Consider the following 15,803-nt stretch of genomic DNA (forward strand, 5'->3'; position numbering starts at 1 on the left):
CCCGCCGTACGGGTCTCAGGAGGCCACGTCGGCGCCCTGGTCGGACCCGGTGTCCGCCCCGGCGAAGACCTGCTCGACGCGAACCGCCTCGTGGGCGATTCCGGTGAGCCAGGCCTCGACATCGGCGATGAGAAGTACCTCGGGAGCGCTGCGCACCAAGGGGTGTCGTACGCCGTGGCGCAGGACCGCCGACTCTTCCGCGCCGTAGTCGTCGCGGGCCGGTGCGGAAGCGGGCCGTTGGCCGCGAATCGTCTCGGCCGCACGAGCGCAGTCGCCCGCTACGCGGCGGGCCAGCGCGGTCAGCTCATCGACCGCTGCCTCGGGCAGCGAGGGACCGGCGGAGGTGTGCCGGGCGAGCAGGAGCTGGCCCCCGCTGACCGTCGTGTAGCCCGGCGCCATGGCCAACTCCCAAGGCAGGGGCGGGGATTGGGGCAGAGCCCGCTCCGTGCGGTGCTGGGTGTAGGCGGCCTGGGCCAGCTGCATGGCCCGGACGGCCGGGTGCAGGGGCGGCCCGTCCGGGAAGCGCGGGCCCAGGCGCTGGGTGACGGCCACGCAGCCTTCCGCGCAGCGCGCCAGGAACTCGGCCACGCCGCGCCGCAGTTCACCCTGGGCACCGCGCGGCCAGGCGAGCATGCTGGCCGCCGCTCCGATCGATCCGCCGATCACCACGTCCATCAGCCGCACCGCCGGAAGACGGGCGTTGGTCGGCACGACCTGGGCGAAGATGACCACCAGCGTCAAGGTGAGGGCGCCTTGGGTCCAGGCCGGGCCGAGCAGGGGACCCACCGCGAAGCCCACGAGGAACACGACGGGTGCGACGGCGATGTAGAAGGCCGGCACATCGCCGACCAGCATGACGACGGCCGTGGCCACGACCGCGCCCGCCGCCGTTCCGACGAAGGCGGGCAGCAGGGCGCCGCGGGTGTCGGACGCGGAGGTACGCATCAGGCTGAGCGTGGTGAGCAGGGCCCAGAAGCCGTGGGGAAGGTCGAGGGCGCCGACGATGAGGCGCGCTCCGAACAGCGCGATCGCGCCGCGCAGCGCGTTCTGGAGCAGCACCGAACGCGGGGTGAGGTGGACGCGCAGCCTGCGCCACCAGCGCGCCGGACGACTGATGACCGCGTACGGGAAGGGGCCCGCCGGCCCGCGCCAGCGCTCGTCGAGCGGGGCACCGCAGGAGAGCCTGGCTCCTTCTGCCAGGAGCAGGGTGGCGCCGCCGGTCGCGTGCACGATGGCGTCCCGCCGCAGGCTGCGGGGCGAGGTGGCCGCGAGGTCGCGGCCTCGTACCTCCCAGTAGCCGGCGAGGGCCGCGGTGAGTTCGCTCTCGGGCGCGCCGGCCCTGCCGTCGGCCACTACGCGGGCCGCACGGCGCAGGGCGGCCGCGGACCGGTCCAGGATCGTCGCGGCCCCGGAGTCGGTGCCGTAGGGGCGGGCGGCGAGCCGGTCGAGCTGAGTGGTGATGTGCCGCAGGGCCGCTCGGGTGTCGATGAGCGCGCGGTCCCGGAGGGAGGCCGAGGTGGGGCGCTCGGGGGCCTCGACGCGCGAGAGCCGGGTGGCCTGAAGGGCCTGATCCGCGGCTGCTTTGCTTCGGGACACCTCGTCGCCGACGGCCGCGCCTATGGTGAGGCGGGCCGTGCTGTCCGCGTAGTCGGCCACGGCCGCCATCGCGTCGGACAGCAGGGAGCGGTAGGTCGCCGGCAGCGGTCCGGGCGGCAGCAGTCGGTCGACGAGCACCGCGAGCAGGACGCCGATGGCGATGCCGCCGAGCCGCTGGACGAGGGTGTCGGGCGCGTAGGGCGGGAAGCACGGCAGCAGGTAGTAGAGCTGGAACGACGTGGCGAGCCCACCGGCGCCGGGGCCGCCGACCCCGAGGTAGGACACGGTGAAGGCGACGAAGAACAGGCCGATGGCCGCGCTCCAGGAGTGCGCGGCGAGCAGGGTGCCGGCGGTGACCAGCACGAGACCGGCCGGCAGTGCGGCGAGCAGAATGCGCGAGCGGTGCCGGCCGCGCCCCGGGATCTGCGAGAACAAGGTCAGGGGCAGGGCGCCGAACAGGGCGTACAGGGCCATGACGTGCTGCTCGAAGCCGTATCGCACCACGGAGAAACCGCCGAGGCCGGCGAGCGCGCCCCAGAGCGCCCGGCGCCCGTACTTCGCCGCCCCCGGCTGCCGCGCGAGCCACCGCCACGGCCCCGCCCGGGTCATCGAAGCGTCCTGGCGCCGGGACTGCGCCCGGCGCGCGGCCGGAGTGGGGCGGCACGGCGGACACGGTGCCTGATCATGCTGTCACCCTAGGTCGGCCCCGAACCATCGCAACCGGAGGACGCCAGGTGCCTGGACGTCCGTGCCGTGAACGCGGCGTCCTCGACGACACGACGCGGATATGACGGCGCCGAAGGGGGAGGTGCGCCACGGGTCCGAATGCCATATTCGGATGGGCAGTTGACCTTCCGGTCCGCAGCAGCAGAGAGGTGGCACAGCATGTTCACGACCCGCCCCACCCTTCAGGGAACCTTCGGGATGGTGTCCTCCACACACTGGCTGGCTTCCCAGTCCGCGATGGCTGTCCTGGAGGACGGGGGCAACGCGTTCGACGCCGCCGTCGCCGCCGGCTTCGTCCTGCACGTGGTCGAGCCGCACCTCAACGGTCCCGCGGGAGAGGTCCCCATCATGCTCGCCCCGGCGGGCGGTGAGGTCCAGGTGCTCTGTGGGCAGGGTGCTGCCCCGGCCGGGGCCACGGTCGAGCACTACAGGGCACTGGGCCTGGAGCTCGTGCCGGGCACGGGCCCGCTGGCGGCCGCTGTGCCGGGCGCGTTCGACGCCTGGATGCTCCTGCTGCGCGATCACGGCAGCAAACCGCTCGCCGACGTGCTGAGGTACGCGATCGGCTACGCGGAGCACGGGCACGCGCCGGTGGAGCGCGTAGGGGAGACCGTGGCGACGGTCCGAGCACTGTTCGAGACGGAGTGGCGGTCCTCGGCAGCGATATACCTGCCGGACGGAAGCCCGCCGCGGCCGGGCGAGCTGTTCCGCAATCCCGCACTCGCCGCGACCTGGAAACGCCTGGTGGCCGAGGCGTCCGATGCGGGGGACCGGGAGTCCCAGATCGAGAAGGCACGGGAGATCTGGCGCTCCGGCTTCATCGCCGAGGCGCTCGTACGCCAGGCTCAGCGGCCCACCATGGACACCAGCGGAGTGCGCCACGCCGGAACCCTGACGGCCACCGATCTCGCCGGCTGGTCGGCGACCTATGAGGCTCCGGCAACCCATGAATGGCAGGAATGGACCATCTGCAAGCCCGGTCCGTGGAGCCAGGGCCCCGCGATGCTCCAGCAACTCGCGCTCCTGCCAACGCAGTTGCCGCCCTATGAGTCCGCCGACTACACCCATCTGCTCATCGAGGGCTGCAAGCTCGCCATGGCCGACCGCGAGGCCTGGTACGGCGACGGGGCAGAGGTGCCGCTGGAAGACCTCCTGGCGCCCGCGTACAACGAACAGCGGCAGTCACTGATCGGCCCCCGGGCGTCCCACGAGCTGCGCCCCGGCAGCCCCGGCGGGCGAACGCCCCGGCTGAGCCGCTACGTGCGCGATGCCAAGCCCGCGCCGTCCGGCGAGAGCTCTCTCGGAGCGGGCGAACCCACCGTCAACAGCGGCGTGTACCAACGGGAACCCGGCGACATCGCCGTGGCGAAGGACGGTGCCACCTCGGGCGACACCTGTCATCTCGACGTCGTGGACCGATGGGGCAACATGGTCGCCGCCACGCCCAGTGGTGGATGGCTCCAGTCCAACCCTGTCGTCCCCGAGTTGGGCTTTCCGCTCGGCACGAGGCTCCAGATGGCCTGGCTCGACGAGGGACTGCCGAACTCGCTCACTCCCGGCCGCCGCCCTCGTACCACTCTGAGTCCGTCTCTCGCGTTGCGCGACGGAGTACCCACGCTGGCCTTCGGCACCCCGGGCGGCGATCAACAGGACCAGTGGCAGCTGCACTTCTTCCTCGCGGTGGCGCTGCGTGGCGGGGCCAGGGGAGGCCTCGACCTCCAGGGCGCCATCGACGCACCGAACTGGCACAACGACAGCTTCCCGAGCTCCTTCTACCCACGTGGCATGCGCCCCGGCCTGGTGACTGTCGAGTCACGGATGAAGCCGGAGGCGGTGGAGGAACTGCGGCGACGCGGTCACGACGTCCTGGTGGGGGAGCCGTGGTCCGAAGGCAGGCTGTGCGCGGTCGCACGCGATGCGCGGACCGGCGTGCTGTCGGCGGCGGCGAACCCGCGGGGGATGCAGGGGTACGCGGTCGGCCGCTGAACCGGGCCGGGTGTGCGAGGGCCCTGGGGAACGGTACGCATGGCCGCGCGGGGTGCGCGTGATCTCACGCACGGGGCGGCGCAGGTCATTTGAGGGGTCCGCATCCCGGGGTGGGTAGCGTTGTGCGGGTCGCGCTGGGTGGCTGGTGCCGACGTGAGATGTGGCCCCGGACCTCCGGGGCCCGAATCGATTGGGAGTGTGCGCGATGAGCAGGGATCTGGAACGGCCCGTGGTTGACGTCCCCCGTGGCAGGGGGCCGCAGTTCCTGGAGATCACGGATCTGTGGGTGGGGGAGGGGGACGAGGCGGTGAAGGGGAGCCGCGTCTCCGTCCACTACGTCGGTGTGGCGCAGTCAACCGGGCAGGAATTCGACGCGAGTTGGAACCGGGGCGAGGCGTTCGAGTTCGACCTGCTGGCCGGTCAGGTCATCAAGGGCTGGGACATGGGAGTGAAGGGCATGAAGGTCGGCGGTCGCCGTCGGCTGGTCATCCCCGCTCACCTGGGCTACGGCGACCGTGGGGCGGGCCCGGCGATCCGTCCTGGCGAAACCCTGGTCTTCGTCGTGGACTTGCTCGACGTGAAGCAGCCGTAGGCGCGACGGGACTTCGCTCGGAAGAGTAAGGCCGGAGGAGTAAGCCCGGAAGGGTAAGGCCCGTTCTGAAAACGGGCCTTACCGCCCCCGGTCAGCGGCGGCTCCGCTGTGGCGGCTGCGGACCGGGGCCCCGTGGCGTGACGTCGGGGCCCGTACCGCGCCGGTCACCCCATCACGCCCCGCACCGAAGCCGCAGCGCGCAATGGTCCTTTCGCGTGCCGGAATTCGGAGGCGAACCACTGGTAGCTCGCCCAGCATCCGTGAGCGCGACGACGAGGGCCACGGCCAAGCAGCCGGTTGGGGTGGAACCGGCACAAGGATGCCAAGCCCGATCATGCGGGAGCGGCACCAGTGAGTCCGGTTCGGATCGGACCAACCTGCCCCTCTACCCGGAACCCCCTGGGGCATGTCCTCAGTGAGACCCATGATTCATCCCCCTTTGGCACCGTGTGAATGCGGCACGGGTGGGCATTCGGCCGGAGAACCCGGTCAGCGTCGGGTCGAAAATCTGGATACCGCGCATGGTGTCGCACTGTCGGAAGCAGACACCCGTTGTGCCCCGGCGATCGCGCAGAGAAAAGAAGAACTCTCTGCGGCCTCGTCCCTGAGCGGCAACTGGGACCCATGTCCTGATTCGTCCGGGATCGCGGTGCTGCTGGGCTCGATGACGTCCATGTGACGAGGTTCATGCGCTGAATGGACTCTGCGGTCTGTCGGTCGGCTCATTCGGCCTGGCTGCCGTCGTCGGGATCGGCATCGATACCGGAATCCGCGAAATCGGTATACGGGTGTCTGCGCGAATTCGGGAACCGCCCGAATTCGTGCGAAAGAACTGAGGTGGATTACATGAGTGACAACGCCAAGATAGGGATGGCGGTTGCAGGTGGATACCTGCTGGGCCGCACCAAGAAGGCACGCTTGGCTCTGGGCCTCGGCATGTATCTGGCCGGGAAGAAGCTGAGCCTGGATCCGAAACAGATGCTCCAGCTGGTCAAGGACAATCCGGTGCTGAGCGGTCTCAGCGACCAGGTGCGCACGGAGTTGGTGGGTGCCACCAAGAGCGCCGCCACCGCCGCGCTGACCAAGCGCGCCGGCTCCCTTGCCGACAGCCTGCGCGACCGTACTCAGGCCCTCCAGTCCGGGCAGGACGTCGAAGAGCCGAACGAGGACGACGTCGACGACGTCCAGGATGCGGACGAGCAGGACGCGAAGGACGCTCCCGACGAGGAGCGGCCGGTGAAGGCGGCGCGTCGCAAGCCCGCCGCCCGTGGGGGCGAAAGCTCCGGTGGTTCGTCGCGGCCTCGGTCGAAGAGTTCCGGCAAGGCGTCCGATGACGAGGACGCCCAGCGCCCGCGCCGCAAGGCGGCGGAGAGCTCCAGCACGCGCGGCTCCGGCAGCGCCGCACGGGGCACCGCGCGCAAGTCCTCGGAGTCGGCGGGCCGCAAGGCCCCCGCCCGTAAGACGGCCGCACGTAAGACCTCGACGCGCGGAGGCGACGATGCCTGAGCAGACGCCGGAATCGATCAAGGACCGGATCGCCGGTCACCCCGCCGCGGGCCGCCTCAAGGAAGAGCTCGGGAACTACCTCCAGACGCGCGCGGAGCACGCGGTGAGCGGGCTCGGCGAGAAGCTGGGTGCCGGCCTCGCCAGGATGGGGGAGGGCCGCAGCGACAGTGACGGCTCGTCCGGCGGCCTCATGAACGCGCTGGCCAAGGGCGGAAAGGTGCTCGCGGACGGCGGCTCGCCGGCCAAGGCCGCGCTCTCCGTGGGCGGCGGCGCCCTGAAGGACAAGGTGTCGGGGCTCTTCGGCAAGGGGCGAAAGGGCGGTGGCGGCTCCAAGAGCGTCAATATCGTCGAGGACATCGACGTCGGCGTGCCCGTGCGTGAGGCCTACGACCAGTGGACCCAGTTCCAGGAGTTCAGCACCTTCGCGAAGGGCGTCGTGAGTGTCGAGAAGAGCGACGACACCACGACCAACTGGCGGGTCAAGGTCGCCAAGTCCACCCGGAGCTGGAAGGCCAACGTCACTGAGCAGATACCCGACGAGCGCATCGCCTGGACCACCGACGGCGCGAAGGGGACGGTCAAGGGCGTCGTCACCTTCCACCCGATCACGGACAACCTGACCCGGGTCCTGCTGAACCTGGAGTACTTCCCCCAGGGGCTGTTCGAGAAGACGGGCAACATCTGGCGTGCTCAGGGCAGGCGGGCGCGGCTGGACCTGAAGCTGTACCGCAAGTTCATCATGATGCGCGGCGAGGCCACCGACGGCTGGCGCGGGGAGATCCGCGACGGCGAGGTCGTGGTCGACCACGACGACGCGGTGGCGCGGGAGGAGGAAGCCGACCGCACCGGTCCCGACGACGGCACGGAGGACGGCCACGCCGACGACTCCGCCGAGGACTTCGACGAGTACGCCGACGAAGACGCTCCGGACGACGGCGCCGACGGCGACGACGGCGACGACGAACCCGAGTACGACGAGGACGACGAATACGAGGACGAGGAAGAGCCCGACGACGGGCACGCTCGCTCCCGTGCCGACGACGACGGGTACGAGCAGGACGAACTGCCCGAGGGCCACGGCGCCGGCCGGGCGGACGACGCCGAGCCGGAGGACGGCGAAGACGAGGACGAGGGCGAGTACGACTACCTCGACGATGAGGAAGACGACGTCCAGGACGAGGACGAGGACGAGGACGGCGAGGCCGAGCAGCCCGCTGAGGACGACGAACAGCCGCGAGCCCGGCGTACAGCTGCCCGGCGCTGATCACTGAGGCGCCTGCGCCGCCGGGGGCGTCGGATCCGCCGCAGCGGCCCGGCAGCTTGACCGTGTCTTGCCGAGGGAGCAGGCGGCGTCCCCTCTGGTCGCAGACCCCTCGGCCCCGGTCTCCTCCGTGCCACGGCCGCCCGCGCATCTGCGTTCGCCTCCGCTTCCGCAGGCCTTGGAGGCGTCCCGCCGCCCGGGCCGATGGGGCGCCCGTAAAGCCCCCGCGCGCTACCCGCGCATGGGGCTCGCATGCGATGACCCAGCCCACAGATTCGGCGTCGGCGCGGAGGCATATGACGTCTGAGGGCGGGCAAGCGGCCACGACACGCACATCGGAGAAAAGCCGGTCCGTTTGTGCGGGAGAAGCAAGGAAAGGAGCAACGCATGGCCTCCGAAACAGCCTCGGACACGACGTCCAAGAGGACCTCCGAGAGAAGCGGGGAAAAGCCGTCGTCGGCGGACGGGAAGTCGGAGCCGCGCGAGGGCGAGCGTCCCCGGACGCGTGCCAAGCGGCCACCGTCCAAGCCGTCCATGCGCGTGGTGATGGGGAAAGCGGTCGAGGAACTCTGTGAGCTCCTGCGCTGCCCCTCCGGCTCGGTGTCCGCCATCAAACCGTCCGATTCCGGATGGACGGCGGATATCGAGGTAATGGAGCTCGAAAGGATTCCTGACACCAGCAGCGTCATGGCCTCCTATCGGGTGCAGCTCGACGAGCGCGGGGAACTCACCGGTTACGAGCGCACCCGTCGCTATCAGCGCGGCGCGGTGGACCGCTGAGAAGAGCCGGGCGAACTCCGCACGAATGAACCGCGCACCGAAGTCGTGCGCCGGAATATCAGCAACAGGAAGGACTCGCCATGACTGTCGTACCGCAGGCAAACGCTCCGACCGGAGGATCCGGCGGAGGTTCCTCCGGTCTCTATGACGTCCTTGAACTGGTGCTGGACCGCGGCCTGGTGATCGACGCGTTCGTCCGTGTCTCCCTCGTCGGCATCGAGATCCTCAAGATCGACATTCGTGTCGTGGTGGCCAGTGTCGACACCTACCTGCGCTTCGCGGAGGCCTGCAACCGCCTCGACCTGGAGTCCGGCAAGAAGGCTCCCTCCAAGATCACCGACCTGATCGGCGACGCCACGGAGAGCGGGGCCCACGGTAAGACCAAAGGGGCACTGAGCGGTGCCGTCGAGGCGATATCCGACTCCCTGAAGGGCGGGGGCGACGACGATGACGAGCGCGAGCCCGCTCAGCGCAAGTCGTCCTCCGGCACCCGCCGAACCGCAAGCCGTCGTCGAGAGGCCTGATCCGTGTCCACTTACATCTACGCCATCCTCCCCGCCGACCGGTCGCTCAACCTGGACGGCCTCCAGGGCGTCGGCAAGGAGCCGAGCACGCTCCGGACGCTGAGCAGCGACAAGCTGACCGCCGTCGTCAGCGAGGCCCCGGCGGACCTGCGGGCCAAGCGCCGCGACGTCATGGCCCACCAGGCGGTCCAGGAACGGCTGCTCGCCGACGGGTCCGTCCTGCCCATGCGCTTCGGGCTCGTCGGGCCGAACGACGAGGCCGTGCTCGCCGAGCTGGACGCACAGGCCGACGCCTACCTCCAGCGTCTGGAGGCGATCGGTGACTGCGTCGAGTACAACCTGAAGGCCTCCCGCGACGAGAGCGACCTGCTGCGCGAGGTGGTCGCCGAGTCGGACCTCGTACGGGATCTCAACGAGCGCACGAGGAGCAACCCGCAGGCGCAGGGCGACAAGGTCGCCCTCGGCCAGGCGATCTCCCAGGAGGTCGAGCGCCTGGAGAAGCGTGACGCGAGCACCGTCATCGACGGCCTCGCGCCCTCGGCGCAGCAGTACGCGACCGCGGACGTGCCGCAGTCGCACTTCCTGAACGTGTCGTTCCTCGTGCCCCGGGCGTCCGCCGCCGCGTTCTGCGATCGCGTCGACGCGATGGCGAAGCATCTGGAGCCGGTGTTCCAGCTCACCCTGCGCGGTCCGCTGCCGCCGTACAGCTTCGTCTGAGAGTCGCCCCCCCCCGGGAAGGAGGCCGACCCATCACATGGGACTTGTCTCGCAGTTGCTCACCCTGCCGCTGGCACCCCTGCGCGGAACCTTCTGGGTTCTGGAGCAGGTGACCGAGACGGCGGAGCGCGAGTACTACGACCCCGAGAAGGTCCGCCAGGAGCTCGCCGCGCTGGAGAGCGAGCTCCTGGCAGGCCGCATCGACGAGGACGAGCACGACCGCCGCGAGGACGAACTCCTGGACCGCATGGAGGAGTTCAAGCGAAGACAGCAGGAACTCGGCTGAGCGACACCCGCCCCGAGCAGTACGTAGAGAGGTGACCACATGTCTGAATCCATCTCCGGGCGGCTAGGCGGCTCGACCGGGGCTTCCCCGTACGGCCAGCCGCAGGGATCGTCGGCCAATCTGGCGGACATCCTGGAACGCGTGCTGGACAAGGGCATCGTCATCGCCGGTGACATCAAGATCAACTTGTTGGACATCGAGCTGCTCACCATCAAACTCCGGCTGCTCGTCGCCTCCGTCGACAAGGCCAAGGAGATGGGCATCGACTGGTGGGAGCACGACCCCTCGCTGTCGTCCCGGGCACATGCGGGACCCCCGGCCGCCGCGGGCGCCCCGCCGCGCGCCGGACTCGAAGCCGAGAACGCCCGGCTGCGGGCGGAGCTGGACGAGCTGCGCGCCGCCGCCGGGCTGCCGGCCGGCGAGACGGCCGGGGAGGACCGGGATGCGTGACCACGAGACAGAGCCGCACGGCGCCCTGCCCGCGACCGGCGACGACCAGCTCTGGTACGTGTACGCCGTCGGCCGTGCCGACCAGGCGATGCGGGACGTGGCGCGGGGCGCGACCGGCCTCTACGGCGAGCCGTTGCGGACCATCGAGTGCGAGGGGCTGGCCGTCCTGGCCTCGCCCGTGCCGGCCGTCGATTTCCACGAGCAGGCGCTGAAGAACCAGTTGGAGCAGCTCGACCGCCTGGAGACGCTGGCCCGGATCCATGACGGTGTCGTGGCCCAGGCCGGCGCCCGGACCACGGTGCTGCCCATGCGGCTGGCCACCGTGTACGTGGACACCGAGCGCGTGGCCGAGATGCTCCGGCAGGGATCCGGCGAATTCGGCTCGCTGCTCGATCATTTGACGGGCCATCAGGAATGGGGAGTGAAGGTCTACGCCCTGCCGGTACCGGCCGTCCCGCCTCCCTCCTCGGCGGCGGAGGAGCCGGCCGCGTCCGGCGCCCCCGTCAGCCCCGGCCGGGCGTTCCTTCAGCAGCGGCGCGCGCAGCGCCGCAGCCGGCAGGACACCTTCCGTGCGGCCGGAGCCGTCGCGGCCCGGGTGGCGGAAACGGCGGCGCTGTACGCCCGCGACCGCGTCGCCCACCGGCCCCAGCAGGGCGGACCGCTGGCGACGAAGGCAGGCGAGAACATCAGCAACGAGGCCTACCTGGTGCCGAGCGGGCGTGCGGAGACGTTCCGGGCCGAGCTGACGGGGCTGGGTGACGCGGCCGCCGGCGTGCACGTCGAGGTGACCGGGCCCTGGGCTCCGTACTCCTTCGCCACCCCCGGCCGGGCGACGGGCCGGAGTGCGGAGCGGGACGAGGAGCGCGACCGTGTCTAGCGAACCGGCGTGGGCCCCGAGCGAGGCCGACGAGGATCTGCTCGGCGGCCGTCAGGTGGCCCTGATCGACCTCCTCGACCGGCTGCTCAACGGGGGCGCCGTCCTGACCGGTGACCTCGTCCTGTCAGTGGCGGACGTCGATCTCGTACGCATCAACCTGCGGGCCGTCATCCACTCGATCACCCCGGACAGCCCCTCTCCCTGGTGAGAGGGCGCCACGCCCCACGACGGGCGGACCGTACGGCCTATGGAAGGCAGACCCCATGACAGACCCGCGACAGGCCGAAGCCGCCACCGCGGCGCAGGACGACGACTTCCGGCGCGCCTTCGACCTCCTGCCGTCGGTGTCCGAGGGCCTCCGCGCCGACCCCGCGTCCACGGGACCCGGCTCTCCTGCGGCACGCCTCCACACCGACCCGGACACCGTCGAACGCGACCTGATCCGGCTCGTGCTCACCATCGTGGAGCTGCTGCGCCAGCTGATGGAACGCACGGCGCTGCACCGCGTCGACCAGGAGGACCTGACCGAGGACCAGGAGGAGCGCATCGGCCTGACCTTGATGATCCTTCAGGACCGCATGGCCGAACTGTGCGAACGCTACGACCTGACTCCCGAGGACCTCAACCTGGACCTCGGGCCCCTCGGCAGCCTGTTGCCAAGGAACTGACGGGGGCAGCCGTCGCCAGGACGCGCTGGGCTCCGACCGGGTGGCAGCGGAGCGGCGCCGCCGCGGAATGCCGCAGCCCGCCCGCCCGGACCGCCACACTGGCCACCGCCCATCGCCCCCGACTGCGGAGCCGAGCCATGACCCAGCCCTCCACCGGACCGGCCCGAGCGGACACCTACCTGGCCGTGTGCGGCCATACCCACCTCTTTCCGGGGGCCCGCCTGCACGTTCAGGGGCTTTCCGACCCGTCCGACTTCGCGGCGCACCCCCGGTCGGTCGAACTGGAACTGCGCCTGTCCGACGACGTGGTCACCGAGGCGGACCTGCGCACCACTGAGCAGAGCCCCGTACTCTCCGTGCCGGCCTACACCACCGGGGCAGGCACCGGCATCGACGCCCGCACCTGGCTGATCCGGGACTTCATCCACAAGGGAGACGAGGTCGAGCTGACCATCGGGGGCCACGCCTAGACGCCTGCCCGCGCCACCGCCCACCGGCGAAGGAGGGGGTGTCGTCGGATATCCCCGAGGTCCGCCGGAGCGTCCGTCGCGCTCCCCAGGCGGGGCGACCGTAGCGTTGCCGCCATGTGCTGGAGTGCGACGGCCGACCTCGTAGCGGGCGGGGCCATCACCTCGGTGGGAGCCGTGTCCGTGGCCATGGCGGCCGGCCGCCCCCGTGACCTGCCGCTGGCAGCCCTGCCCCTCCTCCTGGGGCTCCACCAGATCGTCGAGGCCGCCGTCTGGCACGACAACGGCGGCACCGGGTCCGCCACTGTCGCCTGGGCCGTCATCGCGCTCCCGCTGCTGCCCCTGTGGTTGCCCGTGGCCGTGCTGTGTGCCGCGCCCGCGCACGCTCGGCGGCGCCTGCTCGTCCCGTTGGCGGCGGGAGCCGCGACCTCGGCGGCGCTCGCTCACGCGCTGGCCACCCGTACCGTCACCGCCGAGATCCGAGGACACACCGTCGGGTACTCCCTGGGACTGCGGCAGGCGGGACTCGTCATCGTCGGCTACTTCCTCGCCACCATCGGCTCCCTGCTCCTGTCCGGTGACCGCGGCCTCGTTCTTCTCGGCGTCCTGGTGGCCGTCGGGGCGGCGGTGTCCTTCGCGCTCTGGCGGCAGGAATACGTCTCGACGTGGTGTGCGTGCGCCGCCGTGTGCTCGGTGCTCCTGTTGCTCTGGGCGAGGAGACGCCGGCTGCCCCTTGCGGGGCCCGCCGACCCTGTAGGCCCGTGAGGCGGCGGACGCCGGCGCGAATCCTGAAGGTGAGACGGGCGAACCGTCAAGAGGGCACCGGGGGTCCGGCGGCACGTCGACCTGAACTCACCACGCGCGCAAGGCTGTTGGTGTGGCCGCGATTACAGGGCGGTCGTCCGCGGGGCCGGAGACCTGGCCCGGCGGACGGGGCCGCCACCAGGGGCGAGCGGCCCCACGGAACGCCGGGCGTGCTGCCGCCACCCGGGACCGGGGGAGCGCCGGGCGCCGGATTTCGGGCATGCGATTCGGACAAAGGGTATTGCGCTGTCTATGGCACCGGCGGTTGGGAACGCGTATATCTACGTGCCGGTCGGCTTGTGATCCAGAGATGCGATCCCGGTCGGCACCCACATCGAGTACGCAGCAGGCCCGAGGGAACCTGGGGGCGGTAAGTGGGGAGAGAACGGCTGTACGCAGGGGACTAGGGCGACGCCCGCCTCCTGCCTTCTCCGCCCGTACGCGCCCGGCCGAGTACCCGCGTCCTGCGGGCCTCCCGTGCCGTTTCCCGCCCACCGCCCCCTACTTCGCACCTCCCACCCGTCTCTTTCGGGCGTTCCGCATGGTCTCTCAATCCAGCTGAACCAAGGAGTGACGTCATGTCCTTATTGGACGGTCGGCTCGACGAAGCGCCGACGATCAACCTGCTCGACTGCACGCTGCGCGACGGCTCGTACGCCGTCGACTTCCAGCTCGACGAGGGGTTCGTGGCGAACCTGCTCACCCGGTTGAACGACATTCCGGTGGCCAAAGTGGAAGTGGGTCACGGAATCGGTCTCGAGGCCGAACGCAGCGGGATCAAGGCGTGCAACATCGACCACTACCGGTGGGCCGAGATCGCGACCGCCACCCTGACCGAGAAGCCCTGGGGAATGTTCGCCCAGCCGGAGTTCACGCGTCTGAGCACCGTCGCGGAGCTGAGCGACCGGGGCATGTCCTTCATCCGGATCGGCATGGAGCCGGACCGGGTCCCCGAGCAGCTCGACTACCTGCGGCGCGCCACCGAGCTGTGCGGCGAGGTCTATCTCAACCTCATGAAGTCGAGCGCCACGCCCGTGCGGGAACTCGTGCGGCTGCTCGACGGGTTGAGCCCCGACATCGCGGGCGTCTACGTCGTCGACTCCTACGGCGCCATGCTCCCCGCCGACGTCCAGACCTACGTGAGCGCGGTGCGTCAGAGCTTCCCGGTCGTCGGCTTCCACGGGCACGACAACCTCGGCATGGCCAACATCAACAGCCTCACCGCGCTCCAGGCCGGGGCCACCATCGTCGATGCCACTCTCGACGGCATCGGCCGCGGATCGGGCAACGCCGCCATCGAGTCGCTGGCCGGTGCCGTCAAGCTCCTCGGGTCCGACCTCTTCGACTACGCGGAACTGGCGAAGCTGGCCGCGTACTGCCGGGAGAACATGGTCGCCCTGCCCGAGGACCGCACCATGCAGGTCCTGGGCGCGGTGATCGGCATCCACTCGGGCTTCTTCCCGCTGGTGGAGGAGCTGGCGGGGGAGTACCACACCGACCGGGCACGGCTGATGGAGACCGCGGTCGAGATCGCCGATCACAGCCCGCGCAAGGACGACTTCCGCCTCGCCGCACACAGGATCACCGCCTGAGACACGGGCGGCAGCCACCCAGTTGATCGGTGGGCCGGTCCTGGCCCGCCCTACCGTGGGAGAGCAGCATGAGAATCGCCAAGTCGATCACATCCGCCTCCGGCCCGGCCATCGCCGTCGGACACGAGGGGCAGTGGTTCGCCCTGTCGGGCATCAAGGGCCACGAGAACGTCACCCGGATCAGCGAGCTGACCGGCGACGCGGACCTGCGGGCGCTGCGGGAGGCCGTCGAACGCCAGGCGGCCGAACTCGCCCCCGTGCGACCGGACTTCGAGCTGGCCGCCACGATCGTCGATCCGGGCGCCGACATCTGGGGCGCCGGGCTCAACTACCGTCGCCACTCGGAGGACTTGGAGTCCGAGCAGCCCCGTTCCGGTCCGGGCTCCTATCTGCGCCCCGCCAACTGCCTCATCGCAAACGGCGGCCACATCGAACTGCCCCGGCAGTCCGGGCGCGTCACGGCGGAGGCGGAGCTGGGGCTCGTCATCAAAACCCCCTGCAAGAACGTCGATCGGTCCGAATGGCGTTCCGTCGTGGCGGGTGTCACCGCCGTCCTCGACATGACCGCCGAAGACGTGATCCGGGAGAATCCCCGGCACATTCCGTGGGCGAAGGGGTTCGACACCTTCTGCAGCGTCGGGCCCGTCCTCGTGACCCTGGACGAATTCAGTGACGCCGACCTCGCCTCCCTCCGTGTCGCCACCGTGCGCAACGGAGAGACCGTGGCGGCCGCCACGCCCGCCGACATGAAGTTCGGCCTGGACCGTCTCGTGGAGTACTTCAGCGCCGGAAGGACCCTCGAACCCGGCACCGTGATCTGCACCGGAACCCCCGGCGCCGCACCCCTCTCCGCCGGCGACACGGTGCGGGCGGTCGTGGAACACGTCGGCACCCTGACCCACCCCGTGCGCAAGGACGAGGCGCACCCCCAGGAGACGCGCCGCCCCACAACTCACAGTGAAGGAGGCTGA

Annotated in this window: 17 protein-coding genes; 16 read left to right on the forward strand and 1 reads right to left on the reverse strand. The window is 70.7% G+C overall.

Translation table 11 applies throughout. The annotated features are described in order from the left end of the window. Nucleotides 1-15 precede the first annotated feature (15 nt). Nucleotides 16-2,205, reverse strand: a complete 2,190-nt coding sequence (locus ACFYZA_RS05290) for an FUSC family protein (protein WP_388487380.1) — start codon at nt 2,203-2,205, stop codon at nt 16-18. Nucleotides 2,206-2,481: 276 nt separating this feature from the next. Between ACFYZA_RS05290 and ACFYZA_RS05295 the strand changes: the two genes are divergently transcribed. The 16 genes from ACFYZA_RS05295 (at nt 2,482) to ACFYZA_RS05370 (ending at nt 15,803) form a co-directional block, all read left to right on the forward strand. After that, on the forward strand, nt 2,482-4,308 hold the full coding sequence (locus ACFYZA_RS05295) for a gamma-glutamyltransferase family protein (RefSeq protein WP_388487383.1): 1,827 nt from the start codon (nt 2,482-2,484) through the stop codon (nt 4,306-4,308). A 205-nt stretch (nt 4,309-4,513) separates the two neighbouring features. Further along, nucleotides 4,514-4,900 carry an FKBP-type peptidyl-prolyl cis-trans isomerase gene (locus ACFYZA_RS05300; protein WP_382588227.1) on the forward strand — a complete coding sequence of 129 codons (387 nt, stop codon included), beginning with the start codon at nt 4,514-4,516 and terminating at the stop codon, nt 4,898-4,900. Nucleotides 4,901-5,746: 846 nt separating this feature from the next. After that, nucleotides 5,747-6,406, forward strand: a complete 660-nt coding sequence (locus ACFYZA_RS05305; protein ID WP_388487385.1) for a hypothetical protein — start codon at nt 5,747-5,749, stop codon at nt 6,404-6,406. Further along, on the forward strand, nt 6,399-7,670 hold the full coding sequence (locus ACFYZA_RS05310) for an SRPBCC family protein (protein WP_388487387.1): 1,272 nt from the start codon (nt 6,399-6,401) through the stop codon (nt 7,668-7,670). The genes ACFYZA_RS05305 and ACFYZA_RS05310 overlap by 8 nt, the downstream gene beginning before the upstream one ends. 384 nt (nt 7,671-8,054) lie before the next feature. Next, nucleotides 8,055-8,447: a gas vesicle protein gene (locus ACFYZA_RS05315; RefSeq protein ID WP_388487389.1), complete on the forward strand. Its 393-nt coding sequence runs from the start codon at nt 8,055-8,057 to the stop codon at nt 8,445-8,447. Nucleotides 8,448-8,527: 80 nt separating this feature from the next. Beyond that, nucleotides 8,528-8,971, forward strand: a complete 444-nt coding sequence (locus ACFYZA_RS05320; RefSeq protein WP_382588235.1) for a gas vesicle structural protein GvpA — start codon at nt 8,528-8,530, stop codon at nt 8,969-8,971. A gap of 3 nt (nt 8,972-8,974) precedes the next feature. Beyond that, nucleotides 8,975-9,688 (forward strand): GvpL/GvpF family gas vesicle protein, encoded by a 714-nt coding sequence (locus tag ACFYZA_RS05325; RefSeq protein ID WP_382588237.1) that lies wholly within the window; start codon nt 8,975-8,977, stop codon nt 9,686-9,688. Nucleotides 9,689-9,725: 37 nt separating this feature from the next. Further along, entirely contained in the window at nt 9,726-9,974 is a 249-nt protein-coding gene (locus ACFYZA_RS05330) for a gas vesicle protein GvpG (protein ID WP_382588239.1), read from the forward strand. 39 nt (nt 9,975-10,013) lie between these two features. After that, nucleotides 10,014-10,424, forward strand: coding sequence for a gas vesicle protein (locus ACFYZA_RS05335; protein WP_388487393.1), 411 nt, complete (start codon nt 10,014-10,016; stop codon nt 10,422-10,424). After that, entirely contained in the window at nt 10,417-11,301 is an 885-nt protein-coding gene (locus ACFYZA_RS05340) for a GvpL/GvpF family gas vesicle protein (protein ID WP_388487395.1), read from the forward strand. Before ACFYZA_RS05335 ends, ACFYZA_RS05340 begins: the two co-directional genes overlap by 8 nt. Then, nucleotides 11,294-11,509, forward strand: a complete 216-nt coding sequence (locus ACFYZA_RS05345; protein ID WP_388487398.1) for a gas vesicle protein — start codon at nt 11,294-11,296, stop codon at nt 11,507-11,509. Before ACFYZA_RS05340 ends, ACFYZA_RS05345 begins: the two co-directional genes overlap by 8 nt. A gap of 55 nt (nt 11,510-11,564) precedes the next feature. After that, complete coding sequence (locus ACFYZA_RS05350; RefSeq protein WP_388487400.1) at nt 11,565-11,969, forward strand: gas vesicle protein K; 405 nt, start codon at nt 11,565-11,567, stop codon at nt 11,967-11,969. A gap of 137 nt (nt 11,970-12,106) precedes the next feature. Continuing rightward, nucleotides 12,107-12,439, forward strand: coding sequence for a hypothetical protein (locus ACFYZA_RS05355; protein ID WP_388487402.1), 333 nt, complete (start codon nt 12,107-12,109; stop codon nt 12,437-12,439). A 114-nt stretch (nt 12,440-12,553) separates the two neighbouring features. Further along, nucleotides 12,554-13,201, forward strand: a complete 648-nt coding sequence (locus ACFYZA_RS05360; protein WP_388487404.1) for a DUF6629 family protein — start codon at nt 12,554-12,556, stop codon at nt 13,199-13,201. A gap of 617 nt (nt 13,202-13,818) precedes the next feature. Further along, a complete protein-coding gene (locus tag ACFYZA_RS05365; RefSeq protein WP_382588255.1) occupies nt 13,819-14,832 on the forward strand; it encodes a hypothetical protein in 1,014 nt (337 codons plus the stop codon). 68 nt (nt 14,833-14,900) lie between these two features. Then, nucleotides 14,901-15,803 (forward strand): fumarylacetoacetate hydrolase family protein, encoded by a 903-nt coding sequence (locus tag ACFYZA_RS05370; protein ID WP_388487406.1) that lies wholly within the window; start codon nt 14,901-14,903, stop codon nt 15,801-15,803.

The sequence above is a fragment of the Streptomyces sp. NPDC001828 genome, from assembly GCF_042892175.1.
Lineage (GTDB): Bacteria > Actinomycetota > Actinomycetes > Streptomycetales > Streptomycetaceae > Streptomyces.

Coding starts and splice junctions, on each gene's coding strand:
- ACFYZA_RS05290 (WP_388487380.1), bottom strand. CDS start 2,205: ATGACCCGGGCGGGGCCGTGGCGGTGGCTCGCGCGGCAGCCGGGGGCG.
- ACFYZA_RS05295 (WP_388487383.1), top strand. CDS start 2,482: ATGTTCACGACCCGCCCCACCCTTCAGGGAACCTTCGGGATGGTGTCC.
- ACFYZA_RS05300 (WP_382588227.1), top strand. CDS start 4,514: ATGAGCAGGGATCTGGAACGGCCCGTGGTTGACGTCCCCCGTGGCAGG.
- ACFYZA_RS05305 (WP_388487385.1), top strand. CDS start 5,747: ATGAGTGACAACGCCAAGATAGGGATGGCGGTTGCAGGTGGATACCTG.
- ACFYZA_RS05310 (WP_388487387.1), top strand. CDS start 6,399: ATGCCTGAGCAGACGCCGGAATCGATCAAGGACCGGATCGCCGGTCAC.
- ACFYZA_RS05315 (WP_388487389.1), top strand. CDS start 8,055: ATGGCCTCCGAAACAGCCTCGGACACGACGTCCAAGAGGACCTCCGAG.
- ACFYZA_RS05320 (WP_382588235.1), top strand. CDS start 8,528: ATGACTGTCGTACCGCAGGCAAACGCTCCGACCGGAGGATCCGGCGGA.
- ACFYZA_RS05330 (WP_382588239.1), top strand. CDS start 9,726: ATGGGACTTGTCTCGCAGTTGCTCACCCTGCCGCTGGCACCCCTGCGC.
- ACFYZA_RS05335 (WP_388487393.1), top strand. CDS start 10,014: ATGTCTGAATCCATCTCCGGGCGGCTAGGCGGCTCGACCGGGGCTTCC.
- ACFYZA_RS05340 (WP_388487395.1), top strand. CDS start 10,417: ATGCGTGACCACGAGACAGAGCCGCACGGCGCCCTGCCCGCGACCGGC.
- ACFYZA_RS05350 (WP_388487400.1), top strand. CDS start 11,565: ATGACAGACCCGCGACAGGCCGAAGCCGCCACCGCGGCGCAGGACGAC.
- ACFYZA_RS05355 (WP_388487402.1), top strand. CDS start 12,107: ATGACCCAGCCCTCCACCGGACCGGCCCGAGCGGACACCTACCTGGCC.
- ACFYZA_RS05360 (WP_388487404.1), top strand. CDS start 12,554: ATGTGCTGGAGTGCGACGGCCGACCTCGTAGCGGGCGGGGCCATCACC.
- ACFYZA_RS05365 (WP_382588255.1), top strand. CDS start 13,819: ATGTCCTTATTGGACGGTCGGCTCGACGAAGCGCCGACGATCAACCTG.
- ACFYZA_RS05370 (WP_388487406.1), top strand. CDS start 14,901: ATGAGAATCGCCAAGTCGATCACATCCGCCTCCGGCCCGGCCATCGCC.